Below are 24,174 nucleotides of genomic sequence, written 5' to 3' on the forward strand. Positions count from 1 at the left end.
CATTAAGAGGTTGCAAAATAATATGCTTGTATCCACTGCTACCCATCAAAATAGACGACTTATTGATTATAAAAAAGCCCCGAAAAACCGCCAGTACAAAAGAAAACAGCAACAGGAAAACAACAATCCCTCGAAAAAGGTCAAACTGGATACTGCCCGGATAAATCATCAGGGACATGTTAAACAGACCGGGGTAAAAAAGAAACTACCGGAATACCAGGTGGCTATGGCAAAAAGTCAGCCTGTTCAGCAAAACTCTCAGATAAGTAAACTGCAGATTGATTCAAAGCAGAGCACTGAAAGTCATTCAATTCCCACAATACTGAATAGAGTACTGGATGATATTCGTAAAATGGATATTGAGTACGCTATAGGTCCTGATAAATCCGCTCAAATGCCAAAGCATAAGAGATTATCCATTCACGGAAATTTCACCTGTGTTGAAAAGATTTATCAACACTTACTGGTACCAAAGATTCATCACTTGATACAGGAATTTTCCCCAATTAATGACTTAAAACAACGGCAGACAAAATACGCCATGCAAATAGCAGAGTTAGTCAAAACCTACAAAGTAGCCCAATGTGATGAGATGACTCATTTAATGGCTTCCTATTGCCTGGAAAATCCGACCATCAGCCTGTTCAAAATGGTTATCAACTTTTTTTTTGCAAGAACCGGGTCAAAGAAAGGAAAGCTGGATAGATCCACCACTCATGTCTGTTTGATGGTATGCCCAAAACTTTCAGGTGATAGTGTGCAGATGCAAAGCCAATGGTATGAAGCGGGATACAAACATGCCTATAGTGATCTGCATTGTGCTGACGGGAGCTACCATCAGCCGTCCTATATGGCTACTTCTGATCTTTACATTGCGGATCCGTGTCAGCATGAATATTGGCCAGGAAGCCAGTGGCAGAAATTTATCAGCAGTATTGCCGATCAATATCTCACACCAACGGGTAAAGATTTTAAGAAAATAAAGGTACAAATAACGCGTTATCACTCGGAAACTGCCGTTAACGAGCTACCGGCCGCCGATATACAGACAGTACCAGTTAACAGGGCTACCACAGACTATTCAGCCATGCCCGCCTATTTTTATCTTGAAGAGTTCGCAAACAAATTAAAGAAAAAAGTTCAGGGAGAAAGACAACGGGCTATTGAGATCACCAAGCAAAGACTGGTAAGAAATCGTGTAAAGATCCCGGCTTTCGACACCGTAAAATCAAAACACAGAAAAAAATGGTCAACAAATTTAATACGTGTTCTGGCCTGGAAAATGAACCTTAATGTTAACGTTCTGTGCCGTGAAGATCTGGCTATTATAAATCCAAAATCAGAGGACTATTATCAATATATAATTGACTTTTTAGGTCAATCAATAATCGAATCTTCAAAACATGTTAGCAATATGACCAACAGCTTTAACAAGTATGGATTTCCATTTCCTGAACCATGCAGTCGATGTTTTTTACCATCAAAAAAGTGGCTGCCGGGCCATATCAGGCATCTGCTTAGAGTAGCCAAACCTGAACGATCATTTTCGGACGGCGAACTGATTAAAGTATTGAGAGTACTGAATCCTGTGGAACTACAAGATACCTATTTACGTTATTTACATGAGTATTTGCAAAATAAGCTGGTTGACAACCAGGGGCCCCGAATACTGGAAAATGCCCTGAGCAGCATTAAAGATGGGCCCCACCCCATCCCCCTCCCTGCCATTGCAGGATTCACCAGCTGGAATATATTGACTTTACGAAAACTGGCTGATTTATGTGTAGAAAAGTTTGGCGGCATCTGGGCAAAAACGGTTACTGCCTACCCTTCTGTTAGCAAAAGAGAAGTGATACCAACCTCACCCGATGAGTTTTCCGCCTGGTTTCTCAATAAACTTACCAATAATCAATTTCATTTCAGTAATTTCGATGGCAAGCTAAAGACTGCAAACCGGATTGTTCATATCACCCCGATAGAAGGTATCACATTTAACCCCGTACCAAAGAAGGCTGACTGGATATTGTACTATGTCTATCAATACGGTTTTGACAAAAAAGAGATTTTCCATCAGACCTCTTCGACAACACTCTATCAAATGCTGAAACGCATTACCTCACGGGAAAAGCACTCAGAATTATACGATAGATTATTGTATCTCAGCTCAACATGGAGTGACCTCAAAGCCAGCAGTTATTTGACAACCTTGAGAGCACATAACATCAAACTGCCCGATGATTTAATGTATTGTACAGCCAAAAGCAGGATGATTAAGATGCATGCAAGGGCGGAAAAACTGAAGGCATCAGGCTGGCTGGCAGCGGATATAGACCTGTCACAGCATAAAACATCAAAACATAAACACGTTTTCTAACGGCTTGAGACATCATAACAATCACTGCCATTAAGAGGTTAAATCATAATATGCTTGTATCCACTGCTACCCACCAAAACACACAGCTTATGGATTATCAAAAGCTCCAAAAAAACCGTCAAAAGAAAAGAAAACAGCAACAGGATAACAACAATTCCTCAAAAAAGATCAGATTGGAAACCACCCGGATCAATCATCAGGGGCGTGTTAAACAGACGAGAGATCAAAAGAAACTACCGAAATACCAGGTTGCTATGGCAAAAGGTCAGCCTATTCACCAGAACTCTCAGAAAAGTAAACTGCAAGTTGATTCAAAGCAGAGCGCTGAAAGTCATTCAATTCCCACAATACTGAATAGTGTACTGGACGATATTCGAAAAATGGATATTGAGTATGCCATAAGCTCTGATAAATCCGCTCAAATGCCAGAGCATAAAAGATTATCCATTCACGGCAATTTTACCTGTGTTGGAATGATTTATGAGCATTTACTGGTACCGAAGATTCATCATTTGATACAAGAACTCTCTCCTGTTAATGACTTGAAACAACAGCAGACCAAATACGCCAGGCACATAGCAGAGTTAGTCAAAACCTACAAAGTAGCCCAATGTGATGAGATGACTCATTTAATGGCTTCCTGCTGCCTGGAAAATCCGGACATCAGCCTGTTCAAAATGGTTGTCAGCTTTTTTAGTGCGAGAGGCATAGCAAAGAAAGGAAGGATGAAAAGATCCACCACGCATGTATGTTTGATGGTATGCCCAAGTCTTTCAGGTGATAGTGTGCAGAGGCAAAGCCAATGGTATGAAGCTGAACACAAACATGCTCATAGTGATCTGCGTTGTGCTGACGGGAGCTATCATCAGCCATCCTATATGGCTACTTCCGATATTTACATTGCTGATCCATGTCAGCATGAATTTTGGCCAGGAACGCAGTGGCAGCAATTTATCAGCAATATTGCCGATCAATATCTCACACCAACAGGTAAAGATTTTAAGAAAATAAAGGTACAAATAACGCCCTATCATTCGGAAACTGCCGTTATGGAGCTACCGGCCGAAGAAATACAGACAGCACCAGTTAGCAGTGATACCACAGACTATTCAGCCATACAGGCCTATTCTTATCTTGAAGAATTTGTAAAGAAACCAATCAATAAACCACGGGCTGCTGATATCACCAAGCAAAGACTGGTAAGAAATAGTGTAAAGATCCCTTCATTTGAGACCGTAAAATCATCACACAGGAAAAAATGGTCAACAAATTTGATACGAGTTCTGGCCTGGAAAATGAACCTTGATGTTAAAGTTCTGCACCGTACGGATTTAGCCATCATTAATCCAAAATCAGAGGACTACTATCAATATATGATTGATTTTTTAGGTAAATCAACCATTGAATCATCAATGGATGTTATCAAAATGACCAAAAGCTTTAACAAGCATGGGTTTCCATTTCCTGAACCATGCAGTCGATATTTTTTACCATCGGAGGAGTGGCTGCCGGGCCATATCAGGCATTTGATTAGGCTAGCCAAACCTGAACGATCATTTTCGGACTACCAACTGATTAAAGTATTGAAAGTACTGAATCCTGTGGAACTACAAGATACCTATTTACGCTATCTACATGAGTATTTGCAGAATAAGCTGGTTAAAAACCAGGGCCCCCGGGTACTGGAAAATGCCATCGGCTACATTAGACGGGGAAACATCCCTCCCCCTGCCATTGCAGGAATTACCAGCTGGAATATATTGACATTACGAAAACTGGCTGATTTATGTGTGAAAAAGTTTGGCGGCATCTCCGCAAAAACGGTTGTTCCCGATCCTTCTGCTGGCAAAAAAGAAGTTATACCAACCTCACCCGATAAGTTTGCCGACTGGTTTCTCAACAAACTTACTAACTGCCAATTTAATTTCAATAGATTCAATGGCGGCCTAAAGACTGCAAACCGGATTGTTCATATCACCCCGATAGAAGGTATCACATTTGATCCCGTACCGCAGAAGGCAGACTGGATGTTGTACTATGTCTATCAGTACGGCTTTGACAAAAAAGAAATTTACCACCAGACCTCTTCAACAACACTCTATCAATTGTTGAAACGCATTACCTCACCAGAAAAGCACACAGAATTATACGATAGATTACTGTATCTCAGTTCAACATGTAGTGGTCTTCAAACTCACCATTATTTGAGAAAATTGAAAGAACACAACATCAAACTACCCGATGATTTAATGAATTACACAGTCAAGGGCCGGATGATTGAGATGCAGGCCAGAGCGGAAAAACTGAAGGAATCTGGCTGGCTGACAGCGAATATAGACCTGTCGTACCATAAAACATCAAAACATAAAAAAGTTTTCTAACGCCTGGAGAAATCATAACAACCGCTGCCAATAAGTAGTTAACCAAATGAAATCGTATTTTCTGACTAAGTGGGCAGTCACTCTGCGGCGTTACAACTACGGTCACATAGCTACGGCTATGCTCCCTACGTTGTGCCTTGCATAGTAACTGCCCACTTAGCCAGAAATATACGATTCCATTTGGATAACTACTTAACAGGTTAAATCATAATATGCTTGTATCCACTGCTATCCATCAAAACACACGGCTTATGAATTATCAAAAGCCCCCAATAAACCGTCAAAATAAAAGGAAACAGCAACAGGATAACAACAATCCCTCGAAAAAGGTTAGGCTGGACACTACCCGAATTAATCATCAGGGGTGTGTTAAACAGACGAGAGATCAAAAGAAACTACCGGAATACCAGGTTGCTATGGCAAAAGGTCAGCCTATTCACCAACACTCTCAGAAAAGCAAACTGCAAGTTGATTCAAGGCAGGGCGCTGAAAGTCATTCAATCCCCACAATACTGAGTAAAGTACTGGAAGATATTCGTAAAATGGATATTGAGTATGCCATAACCTCTGATAAATCCGCTCAAATGCCAGAGCATAAAAGATTATCCATTCACGGCAATTTTACCTATGTTGATAAGATTTATAAGAATTTACTGGTACCAAAGATTCATCACTTAATACAGGAATCTTCCCCTATTAATGACTTAAAACAACGGCAGACCGAATACGCCCTGAAAATAGCAGAGTTAGTCAAAACCTACAAAGTGGCCCAATGTGATGAGATGACTCATTTAATGGCTTCCTGCTGCCTGGATAACCCGGCCATCAGCCTGTTCAAAATGGTGATCAACTTTTTTTTTGCGAGAACCGGATCAAAGAAAGGAAAGCTGGGTAGACCCACCACTCATGTATGTTTGATGGCATGCCCAAGGCTTTCAGGTGATAGTGTGCAGATGCAAAGCCAATGCTACGAAGCTAAACACAAATATGCTCATAGTGATCTGCATTGTGCTGACGGGAGCTATCATCAACCAACCTATATGACTACTTCCGAGATTTACATTGCTGATCCGTGTCAGCACGAATTTTGGCCGGGAAGCCAGTGGCAGCAATTTATCAGCAATATTGCCGATCAATATCTCACAGCAACAGATAAAGATTTTAAGAAAATAACCGTACAAATAACACCATATCATTCGGGAACTACGGCTAATGAGCTAACGGCTGCAAAGGTACAGGCGGCAGTACCCGTTAACAGTGATTCTACCGACTATTCAGCCATGCCTGCCTATTTTTATCTTGCGGAGTTCGCAGCCAATACAGCGAAAAAAGCTGAGAAACTAAAACGACGGGCTGCTTTGGTCACTAAGGAAAGACTGGTAAGAAATGGTGTGAAAATCCCTTCATTTAACACCGTAAAATCAAAGCACAGGCAAAAATGGTCAACAAACTTAGTACGAGTTCTGACCTGGAAAATGAACCTTGATGTTAAAGTTCTGCACCGTAGGGATTTAGCCATCATTAATCCAAAATCAGAGGACTACTATCAATGCATGGTTGACTTTTTAGGTAAATCAACAATCGAATCACCACAACATGTTATCAATATGGTCAAGAGCTTTAACAAATATGGATTTCCATTTCCGGAACCATGCAGTCGATATTTTTTCCCATCCAAGGAGTGGCTGCCAGGCCATATCAGGCATCTGGTCAGAGTAGCCAAACCTGAACAATCATTTTCGGACTGTGAACTGATTAAAATATTGAGAGTACTGAACCCTGTAGAACTACAAGATACCTATTTACACTATCTACATGAGTATTTGCAAAATAGGCTGGTTAAAAATCAGGGGCCCCGAATACTGCAAAATGCCATCAGCACCATTAGACAGGGGAACATCCCCCTCCCTGCCATTGAAGGAATCACCAACTGGAATATATTGACATTACGAAAACTGGCTGATTTATGTGTAAAAAAGTTTGGCGGAATCTCCCCGGAAACGGTTGCACCCTATCCTTCTGTTGGTAAAAAAGACGTGATACCAACCTCACCCGATGAGTTTGCCGATTGGTTTATCAACAAACTTACCAAATATCAATTTAATTTCATTAATTTCGATAGCACGCTAAAGGCTGCAAACCGGATTGTTAACATCAGTCCAATAGAAGGTATCACATTTAACCCCGTACCACAGAAGGCAGACTGGATGTTGTACTATGTCTATCATTACGGCTTTGACAAAAAAGAGATTTACCATCAGGCTCCTACACACACAATCACTCAAATGCTGAAACGCATTACCTCCCGGAAAAAGCATTCAGAATTATACGATAAATTATTGTATGTCAGCTCAACAGCTTCTGGCCTTCGATCTCTCAGTATTATCAGGAGCCTGAAAAAACACAACATCAAACTACCCGATGATTTAATGGATTATTCAGTCAAAGATCAGGTGACTGAGATGCATGCAAGAGCAAAAAAACTGCAGGAATCTGGCTGGCTGGCAGCCGATATAGACTTATCGCATCATAGAATATCAAGACATAAAAAAAGGATCGGGAGCAAGTTTATGAAATATCCGGGTTAAGAGATCACAACAATCGCTGCCATTAAGAGGTTAAATCACATATGATTGTACCCACTGCTACCCATTACAAAACACGGATTATTGATTATCAAAAGCCCCCTGAAAACCGTAAAAACAAAAGAAAACAGCAACAGGATAACAACAATCCATCGAAAAAAGTCAGGCTGGACGTAAACCACCAGGGGGGTGCCACACAAACGGGAGTAAAAAAGAAACTCCGGGAATACCAGGTTGCTAAAGCAAAAAGCCAGCCTGCTCACCAAAACTCTCAGAAACGTAAACTACGGATTGACAAAAATCAGAGCACTGAAAGTCATTCAATTCCCACAATACTGAGTAAAGTACTGGACGATATTCGTAAAATGGATATTGAGTACGCCATAAGCTCTGATAAATCCGCTCAAATGCCAGAGCATAAAAGGTTATCCATTCACGGCAATTTCACCTGTGTTGAAAAAATTTATAAGTATTTACTGGTACCAAAGATTCATCACTTGATACGAGAACTTGCTCATGTTACTGATTTGCAACAACAGCAGACCAAATACGCCATGCAAATAGCAGAACTAGTCAAAACCTACAAAGTAGCCCAATGTGATGAGTTGACCCATTTAATGGCTTCCTGCTGCCTGAAAAACCCATCCATCAGCCTGTTCAAAATGGTTATCAGCTTTTTTTTTGTCAGAAACGGAGCAAAAAAAGGCGTTGTGGAAGGAACCACCACTCATGTATGTTTGATGGTATGCCCACGTCTTTCTGGTGAAAGTGTGCAGACACAAAGCCAATGGTATGAAGCTAAACACCGATCTATTCGTAGTGATCTGCATTGTGCAGACGGGAGCTATCATCAGCCATCCTATATGGCTGCTTCCGATATTTACATTGCTGATCCGTGTCAGCATGCATATTGGCCAGGAAACCAGTGGCAACAATTTATCAGCAATATTGCCGATCAATATCTATCACCAACGGGTAAAGATTTTAAGAGAATAAAGGTACAAATAACGCCCTATCATTCAGAAACTGCCGTTAAGGTTCTACCGGCCGTAGATATACAGGCAGTACCAGTTAACAGGGATACCACAGACTATTCAGCCATACCGGCCTATTTTTATCTTGCAGAGTTCGTAAATAAACAACAGGCTACTGAGATCACCAGGCAAAAACTGATAATAAATAAAGTAAAGATCCCTTCATTCAACACCGTAAAATCAGCATACAGGAAAGCATGGTCAATACGTTTAATACGAGTTATGGCCTGGAAAATGAAACTTGATAGTAAAGTTCTGTACCGTCAGGATTTAGCCATCATTAATCCAAAATCAGAGGACTACTATCAATATATGATTGACTTGTTAGCTAAATCAACAGTCGAATCATCAAATCATGTTGCCAATATGACCGACAGCTTTAACCTCCATGATTTTCCATTTCCTGAACCATGCAGTCGATATTTTTTACCATCAGAAAAGTGGCTGCCAGGCCATATCAGGCATCTGCTCAAAGTAGCCAAACCTGAACGACCATTGCCGGACTGGGAATGCATTAAAATATTGAGAGTTCTGAATCCTGTGGAATCACAAGATACCTATTTACGCTATCTACATGAGTATTTGCAAAATAGGCTGGTTAAAAACCAGGGGCCCCGAATACTGCAAAATGCCTTCAGCACCATTAAAAAGGCTAACATCCCCCTCCCTGCCATTAACGGAATCACCCGCTGGAATATATTTACATTACGAAAACTGGCTGATTTATGTGTCGAAAAGTTTGGCGGCATCTCCGTAAAAATGATTACTCCCTGTACTTCCGTTGACAAAAAAGAAATTATACCAACCTCACCCAGGGAGTTTGCCACCTGGTTTCTCCATAGACTTACCAGATATCAATTTCATTTCAGTAATTTCGATGGCAGGCTAAAGCGTGAAAACCGGATTGTTAACATCAGTCCAATAGAAGGTATCACATTTAACCCCGTACCACAGAAGGCAGACTGGATGCTGTACTATGTCTATCATTACGGCTTTGACAAAAAAGAGATTTACAATCAGGCATCGACAAGAACAATCTATCAAATGCTGAAACGCATTACCTCCCGGAAAAAGCATTCAGAATTATACGATAAATTATTGTATGTCTGCTCAACAGGTTTTAGTCTTCAATCGCTCACTGCTATCAGGAGACTGAAAGAACACAACTTTAAAATACCCGATGATTTAATGGATTACACAGTCAAAGAGCAGGTGACTGAGATGCATGCAAGAGCGAAAAAACTGAAGGAATCTGGCTGGCTGGCAGCGGATATAGACCTGTCGCACCATAAAAAATCAAAACATAAAAAATAAGAGCACTCCATAACCGATAAGACAACACTCGATGTTCTGATGGCCGGTGGCACCCATAATTCGGTATATGTTGGTATTGAAAATTGCTCTCAAACATCCGTTAATCGGCACTCGTAACAACATAACAAGCAGTTGATATCTGAGGGTACACTTGAACGAATTACTATTGATTGGCCAGCTGCTGTTATTTTACGGCATGGTCATTTTAACTTACCGCCTGTTCGGCAAAATGGGGCTTCTCTGTTACACCGTGCTGGCCATCGTGGCTGCTAATATTGAAGTACTGGTGCAGATCAATGCCTTCGGTATGGAGATGACCCTGGGCAATATCATGTTTGCCTCCACCTTCCTGGTGACCGATATCCTCAGTGAGGTGGGTGGTAAAAAATGGTCTGACTACGCAGTCAATGTCGGCTTCTTTACCTCGGCACTGTTTATTGCCATTTCCCAGAGCTGGCTGTATTTCATGCCCAATTCCCTGGATTTTGCCATGCCGCATATTCAGGCCATCTTCAGCAACACGCCTCGCCTGATGATTACCGGCCTGCTGGTTTATGCCATTACACAGCGCTTTGATGTGTGGCTTTACCACAAAATCTGGCACTGGACCGGGCTTATCGAGAATTATCTGTGGCTGCGCAACAATGTGTCCACCATGATTTCCCAGTTCCTGAATGCGGTTCTGTTTACTTTCGGAGCGTTTTACGGGACGTTCCCGGTGCCGGACCTGCTCAGTATCATCATCACCAGCTATGGTATCTTTGTGGTGACCAGCCTGTGTGATACTCCTGCCGTGTATCTGTGCAGAAAGATCAAGGTCAGGGAAATATGGGAGCGTACATGAAAGTCATTATTACCGGAGCCAGTGCCGGTATTGGCCTGGCGGTTTGTCAGCGTTTTTTGCAAGATGAGCGCATCACCGTGGTGGGTATCGATGTTAATCCCGGCGAACTGGTTAACGACCGTTATCACCATTTTTTAGCCGATGTGGCGAACCCGGAATCGCTCCCTGACATTAAGGGCGTAACACATCTGATCAACAACGCCGGGGTGCAAAACACCACACAGGACATCGCCATCAATTTAGGCGGGGTGATGAACTGTACCAGGCTGTACGGCTTGCAACCGGCGATTCAATCCATTGTCAATGTTGCCTCCGCCAGTGCTCATTCCGGTGCTGAATTTCCAGAGTATGTTGCCTCCAAGGGCGGTGTTGTCGCCTACACTAAATGGACTGCGCTGCAGGTTGCTCAATACGGTGCCACCTGCAACAGTATTTCCCCGGGAGGCGTGCTTACCGAATTGAACAGGCCGGTCATGGACGATCCTGAAAAATGGCAGGCCATCATGAATGAAACGCTACTGCCCAAATGGGCCAGTTCTGAAGAAATAGCGCAGTGGATTTACTTTATGGCGATCATCAATCGCAGCATGACCGCACAGGATATTCTGGTGGATAACGGCGAGATGGCGAAGGCTAACTTTGTCTGGTGATCAATACCAGAGACAGCCTCCCGGAACCGGTTAGGCTGCCGTTTTCTTCATCAGCGGGCAAATAAGGAGAAGATCAATGACCCTTAAAGAACTGAAAAAAGCCTTCAAAGAAAACCCTCTGCCTGTCGAGCTGCTGAGTCAGGAAGGAGATATCTATTTATGCCGGGTGGACGGGAAGCACCTGCTGAGTAATCACGATACCACCCCCACTATTTTCCATAGCATTAGTGAGGCAAAAGAGATCCTTGGGGATGATATTGCTCGTCACTTGCAGCTGGTTTATTCCGAAACCTATGATGAAATGATCCATCCTGAAAATCAGGCCAAATCGTCAAAATGAGCCCGGGCGAGGTATTCGATAATACAGTGTGGCCCGCAAAACCTCCTTGCAAATGATACAAGGCCGTGATCAACCCAACTTCTGTTTAGATGCCCAGATTGCCAGTTTGTGCTTCATGGTCACCTGGGATACCTGATCCTCTGGCAGAGGCTGGATGAGGTTATCATGGACCAGCAGCCGGTATATATATTCGATTTTCTCATTGGCAGAATCGGTCGCCTCAAATTCCACAACCCCCCGCTTCTCACCATACTTCATGCCATATTCAATGGCCTTCTTTACCAGCTCTTTTTCATTCTTCAGTTTCTTCATTGGTGCCTCATTCAATCCAGTGGTGTATTAGCACATTAGCTTTTATAAACCATTTATGGCAAATCAGGAGACTGACCAGCAACACTATTACCGGTGCTGGGTTTATTCCGAAATTCCCAAACGCATCAGCCTGTCATGCGCTATTTCCAACGGTTATTACCAAAAGCGCTATTCCCTAGCGGGTTCAAATAAGGTAAAAGTTCCTTATGAGAACCCCGAAACGAATCCAACCCCTGGTTGATGAAGGACTGGTGGATGAAGTACTCCGCCAGCTAATGAGTGGTAAAGAAGCCGATGTCTATGTGGTGCGCTGTGGCAATGATATCCGCTGCGCCAAGGTTTATAAGGAAGCGGCAAAACGCAGCTTTAAAAAGGCCGTCCAATATCAGGAAGGCCGCAAAGAGCGCAACAGTCGCAGGCAGCGAGCCATCGAGAAAGGCTCCAGATATGGCCGGAAACAGCAGGAAGAGACCTGGCAGAGTGCCGAGGTAGACGCCCTGTTCCGCCTGGCCAGAGTGGGCGTAAGAGTCCCACAGCCTTATATCTGCCTGGATGGCGTACTGTTGATGGAGCTGGTGACGGATGATGAAGGTCAGGTTGCCCCGCGCCTGGGTGAAGTGACCATGTCCGCCGAACAGGCCCGTGAAGACCACGCCACCATGATGCATTATGTCATGCTGATGCTCTGTGCAGGCCTGGTTCATGGTGACCTGTCGGAATTCAATGTTCTGGTGGATGACTACGGCCCGGTGATTATCGACCTGCCCCAGGCCGTGGATGCCTCGGCCAACAACCATGCCCGCTCGATGCTGGCCAGGGACATCAACAACATCACGGAATACTATGGACAGTTTGCACCGGACCTGTTGAACAGCCAGTATGCCAAAGAGATGTGGGCACTCTATGAAGATGGCGAACTGACCCCGGAAACCGAACTGACCGGCCTGTTCACCGAAGCGGAGCAAGCCGCCGATGTGGACTCAGTGCTGGCCGAAATAAAAGCGGTTCTGGCTGAGGAGCAGAAACGGCAGGAACGTCTGAGAGAATCTGATAACCCTGATGCCTGACTGAGATGGAAGCCAGCCCTACCGGTCAGGTGGGGCAGGCCCAATCAAAACAATGCCCAAGCGTGGGCGGCGCAGTGCCAATCGATCAGTTACTTCATTTAACTGGCAGCATGTTAATGATGTTACTGAATATCTGATTAGCCCTTTGACAACGTGTTTCAGGGAAATATCAACAATGATACAAATAATATCATTTTTAAAAACATAACACCCTGTAATTACGATAAAGATAACATCTTTTTTAATTGATTGTTATTTGACCTCTGTCAATCTTTCCAGTTGATTTAACAAATACAATCAGAATCAGAGCTTTTATCTCAGCAATGGTTATTTTTCTTACAGGACTGTTTTGAAAGCCATGATAGAGAATATATGCAGAAAATATTGATAACAGGAAACAATTGAAACAACACCTTCTTATTGTTTTCGAAAATTAGTTACAGGTGGTATCGCCATCTGAAAAGCAGGCAGGCAAAATCCTTTGCAAGGATTAACGAACAACAATGCCCTGTGCTACTTACTTTTTTTCTTTGCCGTGGAAAATTGTTTGTTTATTGCTGTTATTTGTTTTTCGCTTTTTATTTAACAGTGGTACAAGCTGTTTTATTTTGGCATTGAGATTTGGATAACAAACAAAGCATTCGGTTAGTGACAGAAATTATCAACTTGGCTTTAAGTGAGGCATTAATGGCAACTGGTAAGAATCGTGGCTGGGTCGTAGTGACGGCTGGCCTGGCGATTAACTTAATGTTCGGCAGTCTTTACACGTGGAGTATCTTCTCCGAGAATTTTATTAACACTCAGGGCTGGACCGCTTCTCAGGCATCCACGCCCTACGCAGCGGCCATTGCCGCGTTTGCGCTGGTCATGCTGGTAGGTGGTAAGCTGCAGGATCGCCTGGGGCCGCGCGTTGTGATCACCATCGCAGGTCTGTGCACTGCGGCAGGTATGTTCCTGTGCAGTGCCATGCCCACCGAGACCGGCGTTATCCTGGGTTTTGGTGTTCTCAATGGTGCAGGAATCGGTCTGGGTTATTCCGCAACAGCTCCGGCAGCAGTGAAATGGTTCAAACCGGAGCAAAAAGGGTTAATTGTCGGTCTGGTTGTCACCGGCTTTGGTTTGGCACCGCTGTATGCGGCTCCGCTGGCCAAATACCTGATCGCAGAATATGGCCTGTTTGCCAGCTTTAATATACTGGCGGTGTTCTTCGGTAGTGTGATCGTTACTGGCGCCCAGTTCATGAGTGTTCCGGAAACCACAACAGGCATGGCGACTGCGGATAAAAAGGCCAAAGAGACCCCGGTTGTTGCTGATGGCCCACAAACCGGTGAGTACAACTGGAAGCAGATGATCAGGACGCCACAGTTTGCCATGTTGTGGCTGATGTTTCTGGCAGGTTCCATGACCGGTCTGATGATGATTGGTCATATTGGTAACATTGCCAAGCTGCAACTGACCGATACCTTTAACATTACCCTGCTGGTTCAGGCGTTCTCTGTCGCCAATGCTTTGGGCCGCCCGGGTGCTGGCTTAATATCTGACAGGATCGGTCGTGCCCGCACCATGAGCATTCTATACACGTTGCAAGGTGCTGTGCTGTTGATGTTCGGTGGTTTTGATACCTTTAGCATGATCCTGATGGGTTCATTGGTTATCACCTTCGGCTATGGTGCAATGCTGGCAGTATTCCCGTCTGCAACGGCAGACTTCTTCGGTACCCGGAACCTGGGCTTTAACTACGCTATCCTGTTCAGCGCGTGGGGTGTTGCGGGCATGGCCGGTCCGAAACTGGCAGGCTATCTGCTGGACACCACGGGCGGTTATGAGAGCACCTTTATGATCTGTGCCGGAGTAAGTTTTGCAGCGGCTGCCATTGGTCTTATGGTCAAACCACCGAAAAAAGCGGCTGATTTTGTGGGAGTGCAAGCTGCCCAGGCCGCTTGAGTATTTTAATAAAGATCTTGATGGATTTCGGTAGGTTCTGATCAACAACACCTGAAATCCAGATAGAGCCGCTTGACCACGCTTCCTGATTAAAAGCCCGGCATTTTCCGGGCTTTGTTTTTCCCACTTGCCACCAGGACATGGCCAATAATAAGCAAACAATATCCGCAACTTTACGACCTGAAACCCGCATACAATAAACCAGTCCTCAGCGTAATTGACCTGGGGCTTTCACAGTCCTTGTTGCACCAATGCAATAACGAGTTTTCAACAGTCTGGATGGCAATGGGCCCTCCTGCGCCAAATTTTCCAATGCAGAAACCGGAACCTATGTAAGTCATGGAATGAATCCACTCTTGCGTATAGGTATCTGACAGATTCAGATAGCTAAATGGCTTAACTGTTTTTATATCATTGACGACAGTATCGTTATAACAGGTCATCACTTTTTTAACAGAGAATCTGTTGACTCCGCAGTGTAAAAAATGTTCAAACTGATGACAGGATGATTGCTGATTCTTATTGTCTTCGGAAGTCGTACAGTAGCTTTCCCCTTGTGAAATCCACTTGATAAATCGTTTCCCCCAGGCGACTGGAGGGTGATATTCATATTCCCTGTCATTCTGGTCTTTGGCAACAAAAGAAATATCATCATCCTGATCTTGAAAAAGCGACCTTACGTATTCATCAGCGCCCTCACCACAAATTGCTTTATAAGCCCTCCCTCCAATTTCAAAGCTGTGCATTATTGTTTTATTGGTAATAGCGGGATTAATTAATGATTGATGTGTCTGTATAAACGATTCCTTTATATAAATTTTAACAGTCTTTGCATGGCCCGTTTTCTTACCGGCAAATAAGGTGTTACTGCTGTCCTTCTGACGACTGTTTGCTGTCTGCCTGGGGTGAAGCTCCGTGATTGCGTTAGAGGGTATATTCATTATTTATGGCTTCGTGATAACTGGGGGGTGCATCGTGCATGGGTTCATACGGCGGTAGAAGGAGAGGAGGAGCAATTATGTCCTGAGCCATGGACAAATTGTTATTGTGAAACAAGGGTTGGGTATCGATAACCTCAGCTTCGGTAACCGGGACCGGTGTCTTCTGGTCTTTTGCACCAGTACGATTAGAAAGCATATTGGCCGCAATATGGTCATCTTTTTTGCCAGTACAGGTTGATAGCTGCTCACGGTTCGCGTAAAGATATCCCACCAGACCTCCTGCCAGGCCTCCGCCCATTGCCATTGCTCCGGTAATGCAGTAACAGCCACAAGCCTTAACAGTCAACGTACAACAAGCGTCTACACCCTTTGCGCTGGACATAGCGAGGCAACCTTTATTGATGCACTGCATGGCGTAGCCAACATATTGTGTACCACTGCAACCCGTTACCTGGATCCCCTTATAAATACCAAAACCGCAGCCCACCAGACTCCCGTAGTCATGGCCAACATCAACGCAGGCTTTCGGGTCCGTCATGGACCTGTGGATATTTTGGGTAGTGGGTGCAGTCAGCATGCTACTGTTTCCTCTTGCTTATATCTCCCCCAAGAATCCCTTTGACATATTCTTGCCCGAAAAATTCCCCGCCAGACACACAGATTCAGTATTCACCCTGTCGAATGTAGACAGAAAGTGCCTTTTACGAGTTTTGCGACAACGGATAAATTATTCGGACTAATCCATAGCAGGCCATGGACGATAAAAGTAAAGCCGGAAACAACATCACAGGGACGAACCATGATCATCAGAACTGCTACCACCATAACTCTTATTGCCGGATTAGCCATCAGTGCCGCATCAGCCATCGCCAACGAGAGAAGGGTCACTGGAGGTGATAATGCCTACTACATTGCTGACCATTCAGGCCCGACCTTCAGTTCCACTGACTTTGTCTGGCCAGAGAGCCGATTCAAAGGGGGTGACGGTTATGACGGACCCGAAGATAACAGCAGCGCCTTTGAAGTTTATGTCATCCATGAAGAGAAAAAAGGCGGTGATAATCAATAAGTAGCTAACCATATGGAATCATATATTTCTGACTCCTTGTTCAGGCACTCTGCTTCGTTACAACTCCGGTCACATAGCTACGGCTATGCTCCCTCCGTTGTGCCTCGCATAGCACCTGCCCAAGTAGCCAGAAATATATGATTCCATATGGCCAGCTACTTAGTTGATCCAAAAAAGCCCTCAGAAGAGGGCTTTTTTTATACTACAGGGACAAGATGCCCATCTTCCAGGCGCAATGCCCGGTCCATCTGCCGGGCAAATACCATATCATGGGTCACGACAATAAAACTGGTGGTCAGCTGTTCACTGAGGGATTTCATCAACTCATGAATCTTGCTGGCGGTATGGGGATCCAGATTGCCCGTTGGCTCATCCATCAGAACCAGGTCCGGACTGCCGACCAGTGCCCGGGCAATAGCCACCCTCTGCCGCTCACCACCGGAAAGTTCCGCCGGCTTATGGCTGGCCCGTTTCGACAGCCCCACCATGCCCAGCATTTCTTCCGCTCTCATGGTTGCCTGCCCCACGGATACCTCTTTACGCAGCAGTAAGGGCATGGCAACATTTTCCAGGGCAGTAAATTCTGGCAGCAAATGATGGAACTGATAAACAAACCCCAGGTGACGGTTCCGCAATTCGCCCTGCTGTTGTTCAGATACCTTCATCAGCTGATGGCCACAGAGTATTACCTCACCGCTGGAAGGGTGATCCAACCCGGCCAACAGCTGAAGCAACGTTGTTTTTCCTGAACCGGAAGTACCGACAATCGCTACTCGTTCAGCGGGTGATACCAACAGGTCTATGCCTCTGAGCACCTCCAGTTTTTCAGGCCCTTCAGCAAATACTTTGGTTAGCCTGCGGCACTCCAGAACTGCACGGTTTTCGGAATTATTCATAACGAAGTGCCTCCGCAGGCTGGGTTCTGGAGGCTCGCCATGCCGGATACAGGGTTGCCAGGAAACTCATCAACAAGCCGGAGACACTGATCACCGCCACATCCTGCCACATTAATTCCGATGGCAGGTAGCTGATAAAGTAAACGTCAGGGCTCAGAAAGTGAATGCCCAATAATTTTTCCAGGGCACCCACAATTTCGGAAACATTCAACGCACCGGCAATGCCCAGGGCAACCCCCAGCAGCGTTCCGATAACACCAATCAGGGATCCCTGAACCATAAAAATCCCCATAATCATTTTGGGGGTCGCACCAAATGTGCGGAGGATGGCGATATCCCCCTGCTTATCGGTCACCACCATGACCAGCGTGGAGACAATATTAAAGGCGGCAACGGCAACAATCAGGGTGAGAAGCAGGCCGACCATGGTCTTTTCCATCTGAATAGCCTGAAACAGACGGCCATGGCTACGGGTCCAGTCCTGAACGTAGTAGCGACCGGGTAAGGTAATCGCTACATCCCAGGCCAGTTTCGGTGCGGCAAACAGATCATCCATCTTCAGTCGTATACCTGTTACCCCTTCAGGCACCCGCAGAAAACGGGCCAGGTCTTCACGATGGGCGTAGGCCAGGTTGCCATCCACATCGGCACCTACCGAGAAAGTACCAACGACAGTGAATCGTTTCAGGCGAGGCAAAACACCCGCCAGGTTGACACTGGCTTCAGGCAGAACCATGGTCACTTTGTCGCCAACGGACAACCCCAGATAATTGGCCAGAATATCACCCAGCAGAATACCAAACTCTCCGGGCTGCAGGTCTTCCAATGCGCCCTGCTTCATGTGATCGGCAATAATAGAGACCCTTCTTTCGTAGCCGGGATCAATACCGTAAACCAGCGTTCCCCGTACCAGATCACCATTAGCCAGCATACCCTGGGCATCGACAAACGGTGCAGCCGCTTCGATGCCTTCTTTGTCCGGGATGGTATTGACCAGCGCCTGCCAGTCTTCAATACCACCACCGGCAGCCGTGATGGTGGCATGGGGAACCATACCCAGCACTCGCTGCTTTAGCTCCCGATCAAAACCATTCATCACTGACAGCACAATAATCAGTACCGAAACACCCAGCGTCAGCCCCACCATGGATGTTCCGGAGATGAAGGAAATAAAATGATTCCGTCGCTTTGCGCGGGTGTAGCGCAAACCGATAAAAAAAGGTAATGGTCTAAACATTTATTCTGCCAGTATTCCTTGCGCCATCGGCGTGTCAGGGGCGGATTGGCCACTTGTTTGAAAAAGCCAGTAAACTGGCATTATGCCATAAAGCCGCATAATTCCCGTCGAATTTTCCCGGGCAGATGCGGATTGTGGCTGGGACAATAATTAGAACGCACTTTCAATGAACCTCTGGCAGGAGTAGTCTCTTTGCGCTGGTATACAAGATTAACGCTTCAGCCTTCTTTTCGAGTCAAGCAGGACGCAAATATTATGAAAACACTTGTTGGTACTCTTTCTGTGACTGTAGCAATTATTTGTTCGTCGTCTATTGTCCAGGTCACTGCCAATGAGCTTGCTCCCGACCAGACTCCGTATTCCGAAGGTATCACTGTGACTCCCGTGGGCAGTCAGTCCCGGCAGTTGCGTCAATCTCTGGCTTTACCGAAACATGGTCAAACCATGGATGAAGTCAGGGAGATGCTGGGCAACGCCAGCCAGACGGAAACCATTGGTGAACCCGCCATCACCCGCTGGTATTATCCAGACCGGAAATTGACGGTGTACTTTGAAGGTAAACGGGTATTGAGGTCAGTGGTTGATAACACGCCCTGAGTTATAAAAGCTGTTTTCTGAATTGCCCTGGCGGTATACCAAAATAACGCTGAAAAGCTTCATAAAAGCGGCTGAGAGAACTGAAACCACAGGCATAGCCAATATCGGCAATGGGCCGCTTGCTGTCCATAAGCAGCAGTTGAGCTTTCTGCAGGCGCTGAAACTGCAGATACTGCTTGATAGAGACCCCCATCACACTGGTAAACAGGTTGGTCGTATAATTCTTATGCAGGCCTAGATGAGCCGCCACATCGGCGGTTGAAATAGGCCGATGCAGGTTTTCCCCGATAAAGTGAATCATGGTAGAAACATGGTGAGCACCTTTCAAACGACCACTGCCCGGATGACCGGCAGCCGGTGCCTGCTCAAGATGGTCTTCGGAGGAGACACTTTCCGAGTGATCCCACCCCTGAAAACTGATGCGCTTTAACAGCAGTGACAGCTCACCCAGAATAATCTCCTTTAATTCCGGGTGATCGCTGCGAAAATCCTCATGCCAGCGACTCAATCTCATGACCAGGTAGTCATGGTCCGGCTTTGCCAGGGCAATAGCGCCGGTCATCACCTCCTGTCGGAGTTGTCCCATCAATGGCCACTGAAGAAATTCCGGTAAAGGGATATAGAGGTTATAGAGTGTGCCTTTCCCCGGATTTTTTTCCACCAGGCCCACCAGTCGATGGGGCATGTTGGCCCAGAAGATGGCCAGCCGATTTTCAGGAATGCGCTGCTCCCTGCCATTGACAATATAAGTGGCCGAGCAACCCAGCAGATAGTTCAGCTCAACATGGCCATGAACATGGCCACTGTCCATAATATAAGGGGCCCGGTTTTCGATATAAAAAATATCCCCCTGAATATCGGAAATCGAGCCGGGCATGGGGACCACACCTTCGGTTCTGCGACCGGTTCCACGACATTGCCTGACCGACAATAGCTGCTGACTGTTCACAAATATTGACCCTTATCAAAAAGCCCCACAATGATACCCATTGCCGTGGCACAAATCTTTGTTTTCGGGAAAAACCGAAAAAAAACCGTAAAAGAAATATCCTGCTGCCTGTTCGTAAAATGACCACAATCGATTATTTACCAGGCAGACAAGCTGCCTGAACGAGGTAGACAATGAGTATCCTGATCACCGGCGGGGCTGGCTACATCGGTAGCCACACCTGCCTGGAATTATTGAATGCCGGTTATGACGTGGTCGTCGTAGATAACCTGTGCAACAGCCATGAGACCGCGCTACACCGGGTGGCAAGCGTGACGGGTAAGCAGCCCGCTTTTTATCCTGTGGATATACGCGATAAAGAGGCCCTGCGCACCGTATTCACCAGACACACCATTGAAGCAGTGATTCATTTTGCCGGGCTAAAAGCCGTTGGTGAGTCTACCCGGATACCGTTGGCTTATTTTGATAACAACGTCAACGGAACAGTGAAACTTCTGGAAGTCATGGATGAGTTTGACGTACGACACCTGATCTTCAGCTCTTCTGCCACCGTGTATGGCGACCCCCATGAAGTGCCGATCAGGGAAGACTTCCCGGTTGGCCAGGTTACCAATCCCTATGGACGCAGCAAGTTCATGGTGGAGGAGATCCTCCGTGATACGGCGGCTTCCGATGATCGATGGAATTTCAGTATTCTACGCTACTTCAACCCGGTGGGTGCCCATGAATCCGGCCTTATCGGCGAAGACCCCAGCGGTATACCCAACAACCTGATGCCGTATATTGCCCAGGTGGCCGTTGGCAAGCTGGAGCAGCTCAACATATTTGGCAACGACTACGCGACCCATGATGGTACCGGTGTGCGTGACTATATCCATGTGGTTGATCTGGCCCTTGGCCATCTGGCGGCATTGCGTACCCATTGGACCGATCAGGGTGTCCACACCTACAACCTGGGTACCGGCAAAGGCAGCAGTGTCCTCGATATGCTGCACGCCTTTGAAAAAGCCTGTGGCAAACAACTGCCTCACCAAATCCAGCCACGCCGTCCCGGGGATATCGCCCAGTGTTACGCCGACCCTGCCTATGCAGAACAAAAGCTGGGCTGGAAAGCCACCCGCACCGTTGACGATATGACCATCGATACCTGGCGCTGGCAGTCAGAAAACCCGAACGGATTTAACCAATGACACCATTTAATCCTGTTGATCACCCACACCGTCGATTCAACCCGCTGATTGGCGACTGGGTACTGGTATCTCCCCATCGTGCCAAACGCCCATGGCAGGGGCAGGTGGAAAAAACAGCGCCGGACTTTCGTCCCGTGCATGATCCTGAGTGCTTTCTCTGTCCGGGAAATGACCGTATTACCGGTGACCATAACCCGGACTACACCGATCCCTACATTTTCCCCAATGACTTCCCGGCACTGCTGACGGATACCCCGGATGCCACCAGCGGATCAGACCTGTTCCAGAGCAGCTCTGCCAAGGGGGAAGCACGGGTGATCTGTTTTTCACCGGATCACAGTAAAACCCTGCCACAGTTGACCGAACAAGAAATCCGCAAGGTAGTTGATACCTGGGCAGAACAGGTTATCGAACTGGGACAGACTTACCCCTGGGTGCAGCTGTTTGAAAATAAAGGGGCCGTGATGGGCTGTTCCAATCCCCACCCCCATGGGCAGATCTGGGCCAGCAGCTTTCTCCCCAACGAAGCACGCAAAGAAGACGACAACCAGCGTCAATGGCTGCAGGAAAAAGGCACCAATCTGCTGGTTGAATACGCCCTGCGGGAATCTGAGTCCGGTGAACGTACCGTCGTTGAAAATGATCACTGGATCGCCGTGGTCCCTTATTGGGCAGCCTGGCCGTTTGAAACGCTCCTGCTGCCCAAGCGACAGGTGCTGCGCATGCCGGATTTGACCGAAGTGGAACGTGATGCCCTGGCCGACATCCTGAAAAAACTGACGACAAGGTACGACAATCTGTTCCAGACGTCATTCCCCTACTCTATGGGCTGGCATGGTGCGCCCTGCCATCAGGGTGAGGTCAATGCCGATGATAGTCACTGGCAACTGCACGCTCATTTCTATCCACCACTGCTGAGATCAGCAACCGTTCGCAAGTTTATGGTGGGATTTGAAATGCTGGCAGAAACCCAGCGTGACCTGACCGCGGAACAGGCTGCCGCCCGTCTGCGCGAACTGTCCGATGTGCATTATCTGGAAAGCAGCTCTCTGTAAAGAAGCGCTGAGCCCGCAAAAAGCCTTTAAGATTGCTCCGAGTTATGGAAAGTAAGATGAACCAGAAACAAACCCTGACTGAACTGTTCGAGAAAACCTTCGGTCATCAGCCAACCCACTATTTCCAGGCACCTGGCCGGGTCAATCTGATTGGTGAGCACACCGACTACAACGATGGTTACGTACTGCCCTGTGCCATTGACTATCAGGCAATGATTGCGGCTTCTCCCAGGGATGACCAGAAAGTCATGGCCACGGCGCACAGTTACGACGGGCAGGTCACCGAGTTTGAACTGTCCCTGCCGGTTCCGCACAGTGAAGAAGCCTTCTGGAGCAACTACGTCCGTGGTGTCGCCACCGTACTGCTGGAAAAGGAAATGAGCCTCAAGGGTGTCAATATTGCCATTATTGGCAATGTGCCCCAGGGTGCCGGCCTCAGTTCATCCGCCTGCCTGGAAGTGGTTACCGGACTGACCCTGACCCGAATGGCCGGACTGGATGTCAGCCTGAAAGAGCTGGCATTGATTGGCCAGCAGGCAGAGAACGAGTTTGTTGGCTGCAAGTGCGGCATTATGGACCAGATGATTTCCGCCTGCGGCAAGGAAGACCATGCCATGCTGCTGGACTGCCGGTCTCTGGATACCCGACTGGTACCCATCCCTGAAAACGCGGCGGTGGTGATTATCAACTCCAATGTCAAACGTGGCCTGGTAGACAGTGAATACAACACTCGTCGTGCACAGTGTGAAGCAGCAGCACAGCACTTTGGCGTCAAAGCCCTGCGGGATATCACCCTGGACCAGCTGGAAGCCAGCCAGGGCGAACTGGATGAACTGACCTACCGTCGGGCCCGCCATGTGGTGACTGAAAATGATCGTACCCTGGCCGCTGCCGAAGCACTGGGCAGGGGTGACCTGGAAGCCATGGGCAGATTAATGGCTGAATCCCATCTCTCCATGCGGGATGACTTTGAAATTACCGTACCACCCATCGACGGTATTGTTGATATTGTCAAAGCGGTGATTGGCAGTAAAGGCGGTGTCAGAATGACCGGTGGCGGCTTTGGCGGTTGCGTTGTTGCACTGATTCCGGCGGAAAAAGTGGATGCGGTCAAACAGGCGGTTACTGAACACTACCCGACCTGCTCCAATGGCCTTGTGGCTGATATCTACGTTTGCCGTGCCTCCCGGGGGGCTGGTGAAGCGTAAGTAGCTAACCATATGAAATCATATATTTCTGACTCCTTGTGCCGGCACTCTGCTTCGTTACAACTCCGGTCACATAGCTACGGCTATGCTCCCTCCGTTGTGCCTCGCATAGTACCAGCCCAAGTAGCCAGAAATATTCGATTCCATATGGCCAGCTACTTAACCGCTAATCAATGGGATCCCTCAA

The 24,174-nt window shown here is 46.6% G+C and carries 20 protein-coding genes; 14 read left to right on the forward strand and 6 right to left on the reverse strand.

Translation table 11 applies throughout. The annotated features are described in order from the left end of the window. Positions 1 to 226 precede the first annotated feature (226 nt). From CX664_RS21265 to CX664_RS21295, 7 genes are all read left to right on the forward strand, one after another. Positions 227 to 2,374, forward strand: coding sequence for a hypothetical protein (locus tag CX664_RS21265; RefSeq protein WP_146000199.1), 2,148 nt, complete (start codon positions 227 to 229; stop codon positions 2,372 to 2,374). Between the two features lie 50 nt (positions 2,375 to 2,424). Further along, entirely contained in the window at positions 2,425 to 4,755 is a 2,331-nt protein-coding gene (locus CX664_RS21270) for a hypothetical protein (protein ID WP_101748667.1), read from the forward strand. Positions 4,756 to 4,967: 212 nt separating this feature from the next. Next, on the forward strand, positions 4,968 to 7,343 hold the full coding sequence (locus tag CX664_RS21275; protein WP_101748668.1) for a hypothetical protein: 2,376 nt from the start codon (positions 4,968 to 4,970) through the stop codon (positions 7,341 to 7,343). Positions 7,344 to 7,384: 41 nt separating this feature from the next. Then, complete coding sequence (locus tag CX664_RS21280) at positions 7,385 to 9,688, forward strand: hypothetical protein (RefSeq protein WP_101748669.1); 2,304 nt, start codon at positions 7,385 to 7,387, stop codon at positions 9,686 to 9,688. Positions 9,689 to 9,839: 151 nt separating this feature from the next. Next, positions 9,840 to 10,532, forward strand: a complete 693-nt coding sequence (locus CX664_RS21285; RefSeq protein WP_219622251.1) for a queuosine precursor transporter — start codon at positions 9,840 to 9,842, stop codon at positions 10,530 to 10,532. After that, positions 10,529 to 11,182, forward strand: a complete 654-nt coding sequence (locus tag CX664_RS21290; RefSeq protein ID WP_101748670.1) for an SDR family NAD(P)-dependent oxidoreductase — start codon at positions 10,529 to 10,531, stop codon at positions 11,180 to 11,182. The genes CX664_RS21285 and CX664_RS21290 overlap by 4 nt, the downstream gene beginning before the upstream one ends. Before the next feature lie 76 nt (positions 11,183 to 11,258). Then, a complete protein-coding gene (locus CX664_RS21295) occupies positions 11,259 to 11,522 on the forward strand; it encodes a DUF6482 family protein (protein ID WP_101748671.1) in 264 nt (87 codons plus the stop codon). Positions 11,523 to 11,591: 69 nt separating this feature from the next. Here CX664_RS21295 and CX664_RS21300 read toward each other — a convergent pair whose 3' ends face one another. Then, positions 11,592 to 11,834 (reverse strand): DUF5062 family protein, encoded by a 243-nt coding sequence (locus CX664_RS21300; protein ID WP_101748672.1) that lies wholly within the window; start codon positions 11,832 to 11,834, stop codon positions 11,592 to 11,594. Positions 11,835 to 12,040: 206 nt separating this feature from the next. Here CX664_RS21300 and CX664_RS21305 point away from each other — a divergent pair, with 206 nt between their 5' ends. Together CX664_RS21305 and CX664_RS21310 are read left to right on the forward strand one after the other, a co-directional pair. Next, complete coding sequence (locus tag CX664_RS21305) at positions 12,041 to 12,901, forward strand: PA4780 family RIO1-like protein kinase (RefSeq protein ID WP_101748673.1); 861 nt, start codon at positions 12,041 to 12,043, stop codon at positions 12,899 to 12,901. A gap of 666 nt (positions 12,902 to 13,567) precedes the next feature. Then, positions 13,568 to 14,845, forward strand: a complete 1,278-nt coding sequence (locus CX664_RS21310; protein ID WP_146000200.1) for an L-lactate MFS transporter — start codon at positions 13,568 to 13,570, stop codon at positions 14,843 to 14,845. 173 nt (positions 14,846 to 15,018) lie between these two features. Here CX664_RS21310 and CX664_RS21315 read toward each other — a convergent pair whose 3' ends face one another. Together CX664_RS21315 and CX664_RS21320 are read right to left on the reverse strand one after the other, a co-directional pair. After that, complete coding sequence (locus CX664_RS21315) at positions 15,019 to 15,786, reverse strand: hypothetical protein (RefSeq protein ID WP_101748675.1); 768 nt, start codon at positions 15,784 to 15,786, stop codon at positions 15,019 to 15,021. Continuing rightward, complete coding sequence (locus CX664_RS21320; RefSeq protein WP_101748676.1) at positions 15,770 to 16,363, reverse strand: hypothetical protein; 594 nt, start codon at positions 16,361 to 16,363, stop codon at positions 15,770 to 15,772. The genes CX664_RS21315 and CX664_RS21320 overlap by 17 nt, the downstream gene beginning before the upstream one ends. Positions 16,364 to 16,585: 222 nt before the next feature. Between CX664_RS21320 and CX664_RS21325 the strand changes: the two genes are divergently transcribed. Continuing rightward, positions 16,586 to 16,855, forward strand: a complete 270-nt coding sequence (locus CX664_RS21325; RefSeq protein WP_101748677.1) for a hypothetical protein — start codon at positions 16,586 to 16,588, stop codon at positions 16,853 to 16,855. A 197-nt stretch (positions 16,856 to 17,052) separates the two neighbouring features. Here CX664_RS21325 and lolD read toward each other — a convergent pair whose 3' ends face one another. Together lolD and CX664_RS21335 are read right to left on the reverse strand one after the other, a co-directional pair. Beyond that, positions 17,053 to 17,751, reverse strand: coding sequence for a lipoprotein-releasing ABC transporter ATP-binding protein LolD (gene lolD, locus CX664_RS21330; RefSeq protein ID WP_101748678.1), 699 nt, complete (start codon positions 17,749 to 17,751; stop codon positions 17,053 to 17,055). Continuing rightward, positions 17,744 to 18,988: a lipoprotein-releasing ABC transporter permease subunit gene (locus CX664_RS21335; protein ID WP_101748679.1), complete on the reverse strand. Its 1,245-nt coding sequence runs from the start codon at positions 18,986 to 18,988 to the stop codon at positions 17,744 to 17,746. Before CX664_RS21335 ends, lolD begins: the two co-directional genes overlap by 8 nt. A gap of 255 nt (positions 18,989 to 19,243) precedes the next feature. On the opposite strand from CX664_RS21335, the gene CX664_RS21340 reads away from it, so the two are divergent. Further along, entirely contained in the window at positions 19,244 to 19,585 is a 342-nt protein-coding gene (locus CX664_RS21340) for a hypothetical protein (protein WP_101748680.1), read from the forward strand. Position 19,586: 1 nt separating this feature from the next. Here CX664_RS21340 and CX664_RS21345 read toward each other — a convergent pair whose 3' ends face one another. After that, positions 19,587 to 20,534, reverse strand: a complete 948-nt coding sequence (locus CX664_RS21345) for a helix-turn-helix domain-containing protein (protein WP_101748681.1) — start codon at positions 20,532 to 20,534, stop codon at positions 19,587 to 19,589. Between the two features lie 173 nt (positions 20,535 to 20,707). On the opposite strand from CX664_RS21345, the gene galE reads away from it, so the two are divergent. Genes galE through galK form a run of 3 tightly spaced genes read left to right on the forward strand, consistent with a single transcriptional unit; the run spans position 20,708 to position 23,987 of the window. Next, complete coding sequence (galE, locus tag CX664_RS21350) at positions 20,708 to 21,724, forward strand: UDP-glucose 4-epimerase GalE (protein WP_101748682.1); 1,017 nt, start codon at positions 20,708 to 20,710, stop codon at positions 21,722 to 21,724. Next, positions 21,721 to 22,779: a UDP-glucose--hexose-1-phosphate uridylyltransferase gene (locus CX664_RS21355; protein WP_101748683.1), complete on the forward strand. Its 1,059-nt coding sequence runs from the start codon at positions 21,721 to 21,723 to the stop codon at positions 22,777 to 22,779. Before galE ends, CX664_RS21355 begins: the two co-directional genes overlap by 4 nt. A gap of 56 nt (positions 22,780 to 22,835) precedes the next feature. After that, positions 22,836 to 23,987: a galactokinase gene (gene galK / locus CX664_RS21360; RefSeq protein WP_101748684.1), complete on the forward strand. Its 1,152-nt coding sequence runs from the start codon at positions 22,836 to 22,838 to the stop codon at positions 23,985 to 23,987. The last annotated feature ends 187 nt before the right edge of the window (positions 23,988 to 24,174 follow it).

Source organism: Endozoicomonas acroporae (assembly GCF_002864045.1).
Classification (GTDB): Bacteria; Pseudomonadota; Gammaproteobacteria; order Pseudomonadales; family Endozoicomonadaceae; genus Endozoicomonas; species Endozoicomonas acroporae.

Coding starts and splice junctions, on each gene's coding strand:
- CX664_RS21265 (WP_146000199.1), top strand. CDS start 227: ATGGCAAAAAGTCAGCCTGTTCAGCAAAACTCTCAGATAAGTAAACTG.
- CX664_RS21270 (WP_101748667.1), top strand. CDS start 2,425: ATGCTTGTATCCACTGCTACCCACCAAAACACACAGCTTATGGATTAT.
- CX664_RS21275 (WP_101748668.1), top strand. CDS start 4,968: ATGCTTGTATCCACTGCTATCCATCAAAACACACGGCTTATGAATTAT.
- CX664_RS21280 (WP_101748669.1), top strand. CDS start 7,385: ATGATTGTACCCACTGCTACCCATTACAAAACACGGATTATTGATTAT.
- CX664_RS21290 (WP_101748670.1), top strand. CDS start 10,529: ATGAAAGTCATTATTACCGGAGCCAGTGCCGGTATTGGCCTGGCGGTT.
- CX664_RS21295 (WP_101748671.1), top strand. CDS start 11,259: ATGACCCTTAAAGAACTGAAAAAAGCCTTCAAAGAAAACCCTCTGCCT.
- CX664_RS21300 (WP_101748672.1), bottom strand. CDS start 11,834: ATGAAGAAACTGAAGAATGAAAAAGAGCTGGTAAAGAAGGCCATTGAA.
- CX664_RS21305 (WP_101748673.1), top strand. CDS start 12,041: ATGAGAACCCCGAAACGAATCCAACCCCTGGTTGATGAAGGACTGGTG.
- CX664_RS21315 (WP_101748675.1), bottom strand. CDS start 15,786: ATGAATATACCCTCTAACGCAATCACGGAGCTTCACCCCAGGCAGACA.
- CX664_RS21320 (WP_101748676.1), bottom strand. CDS start 16,363: ATGCTGACTGCACCCACTACCCAAAATATCCACAGGTCCATGACGGAC.
- CX664_RS21325 (WP_101748677.1), top strand. CDS start 16,586: ATGATCATCAGAACTGCTACCACCATAACTCTTATTGCCGGATTAGCC.
- lolD (WP_101748678.1), bottom strand. CDS start 17,751: ATGAATAATTCCGAAAACCGTGCAGTTCTGGAGTGCCGCAGGCTAACC.
- CX664_RS21335 (WP_101748679.1), bottom strand. CDS start 18,988: ATGTTTAGACCATTACCTTTTTTTATCGGTTTGCGCTACACCCGCGCA.
- CX664_RS21340 (WP_101748680.1), top strand. CDS start 19,244: ATGAAAACACTTGTTGGTACTCTTTCTGTGACTGTAGCAATTATTTGT.
- galE (WP_101748682.1), top strand. CDS start 20,708: ATGAGTATCCTGATCACCGGCGGGGCTGGCTACATCGGTAGCCACACC.
- CX664_RS21355 (WP_101748683.1), top strand. CDS start 21,721: ATGACACCATTTAATCCTGTTGATCACCCACACCGTCGATTCAACCCG.
- galK (WP_101748684.1), top strand. CDS start 22,836: ATGAACCAGAAACAAACCCTGACTGAACTGTTCGAGAAAACCTTCGGT.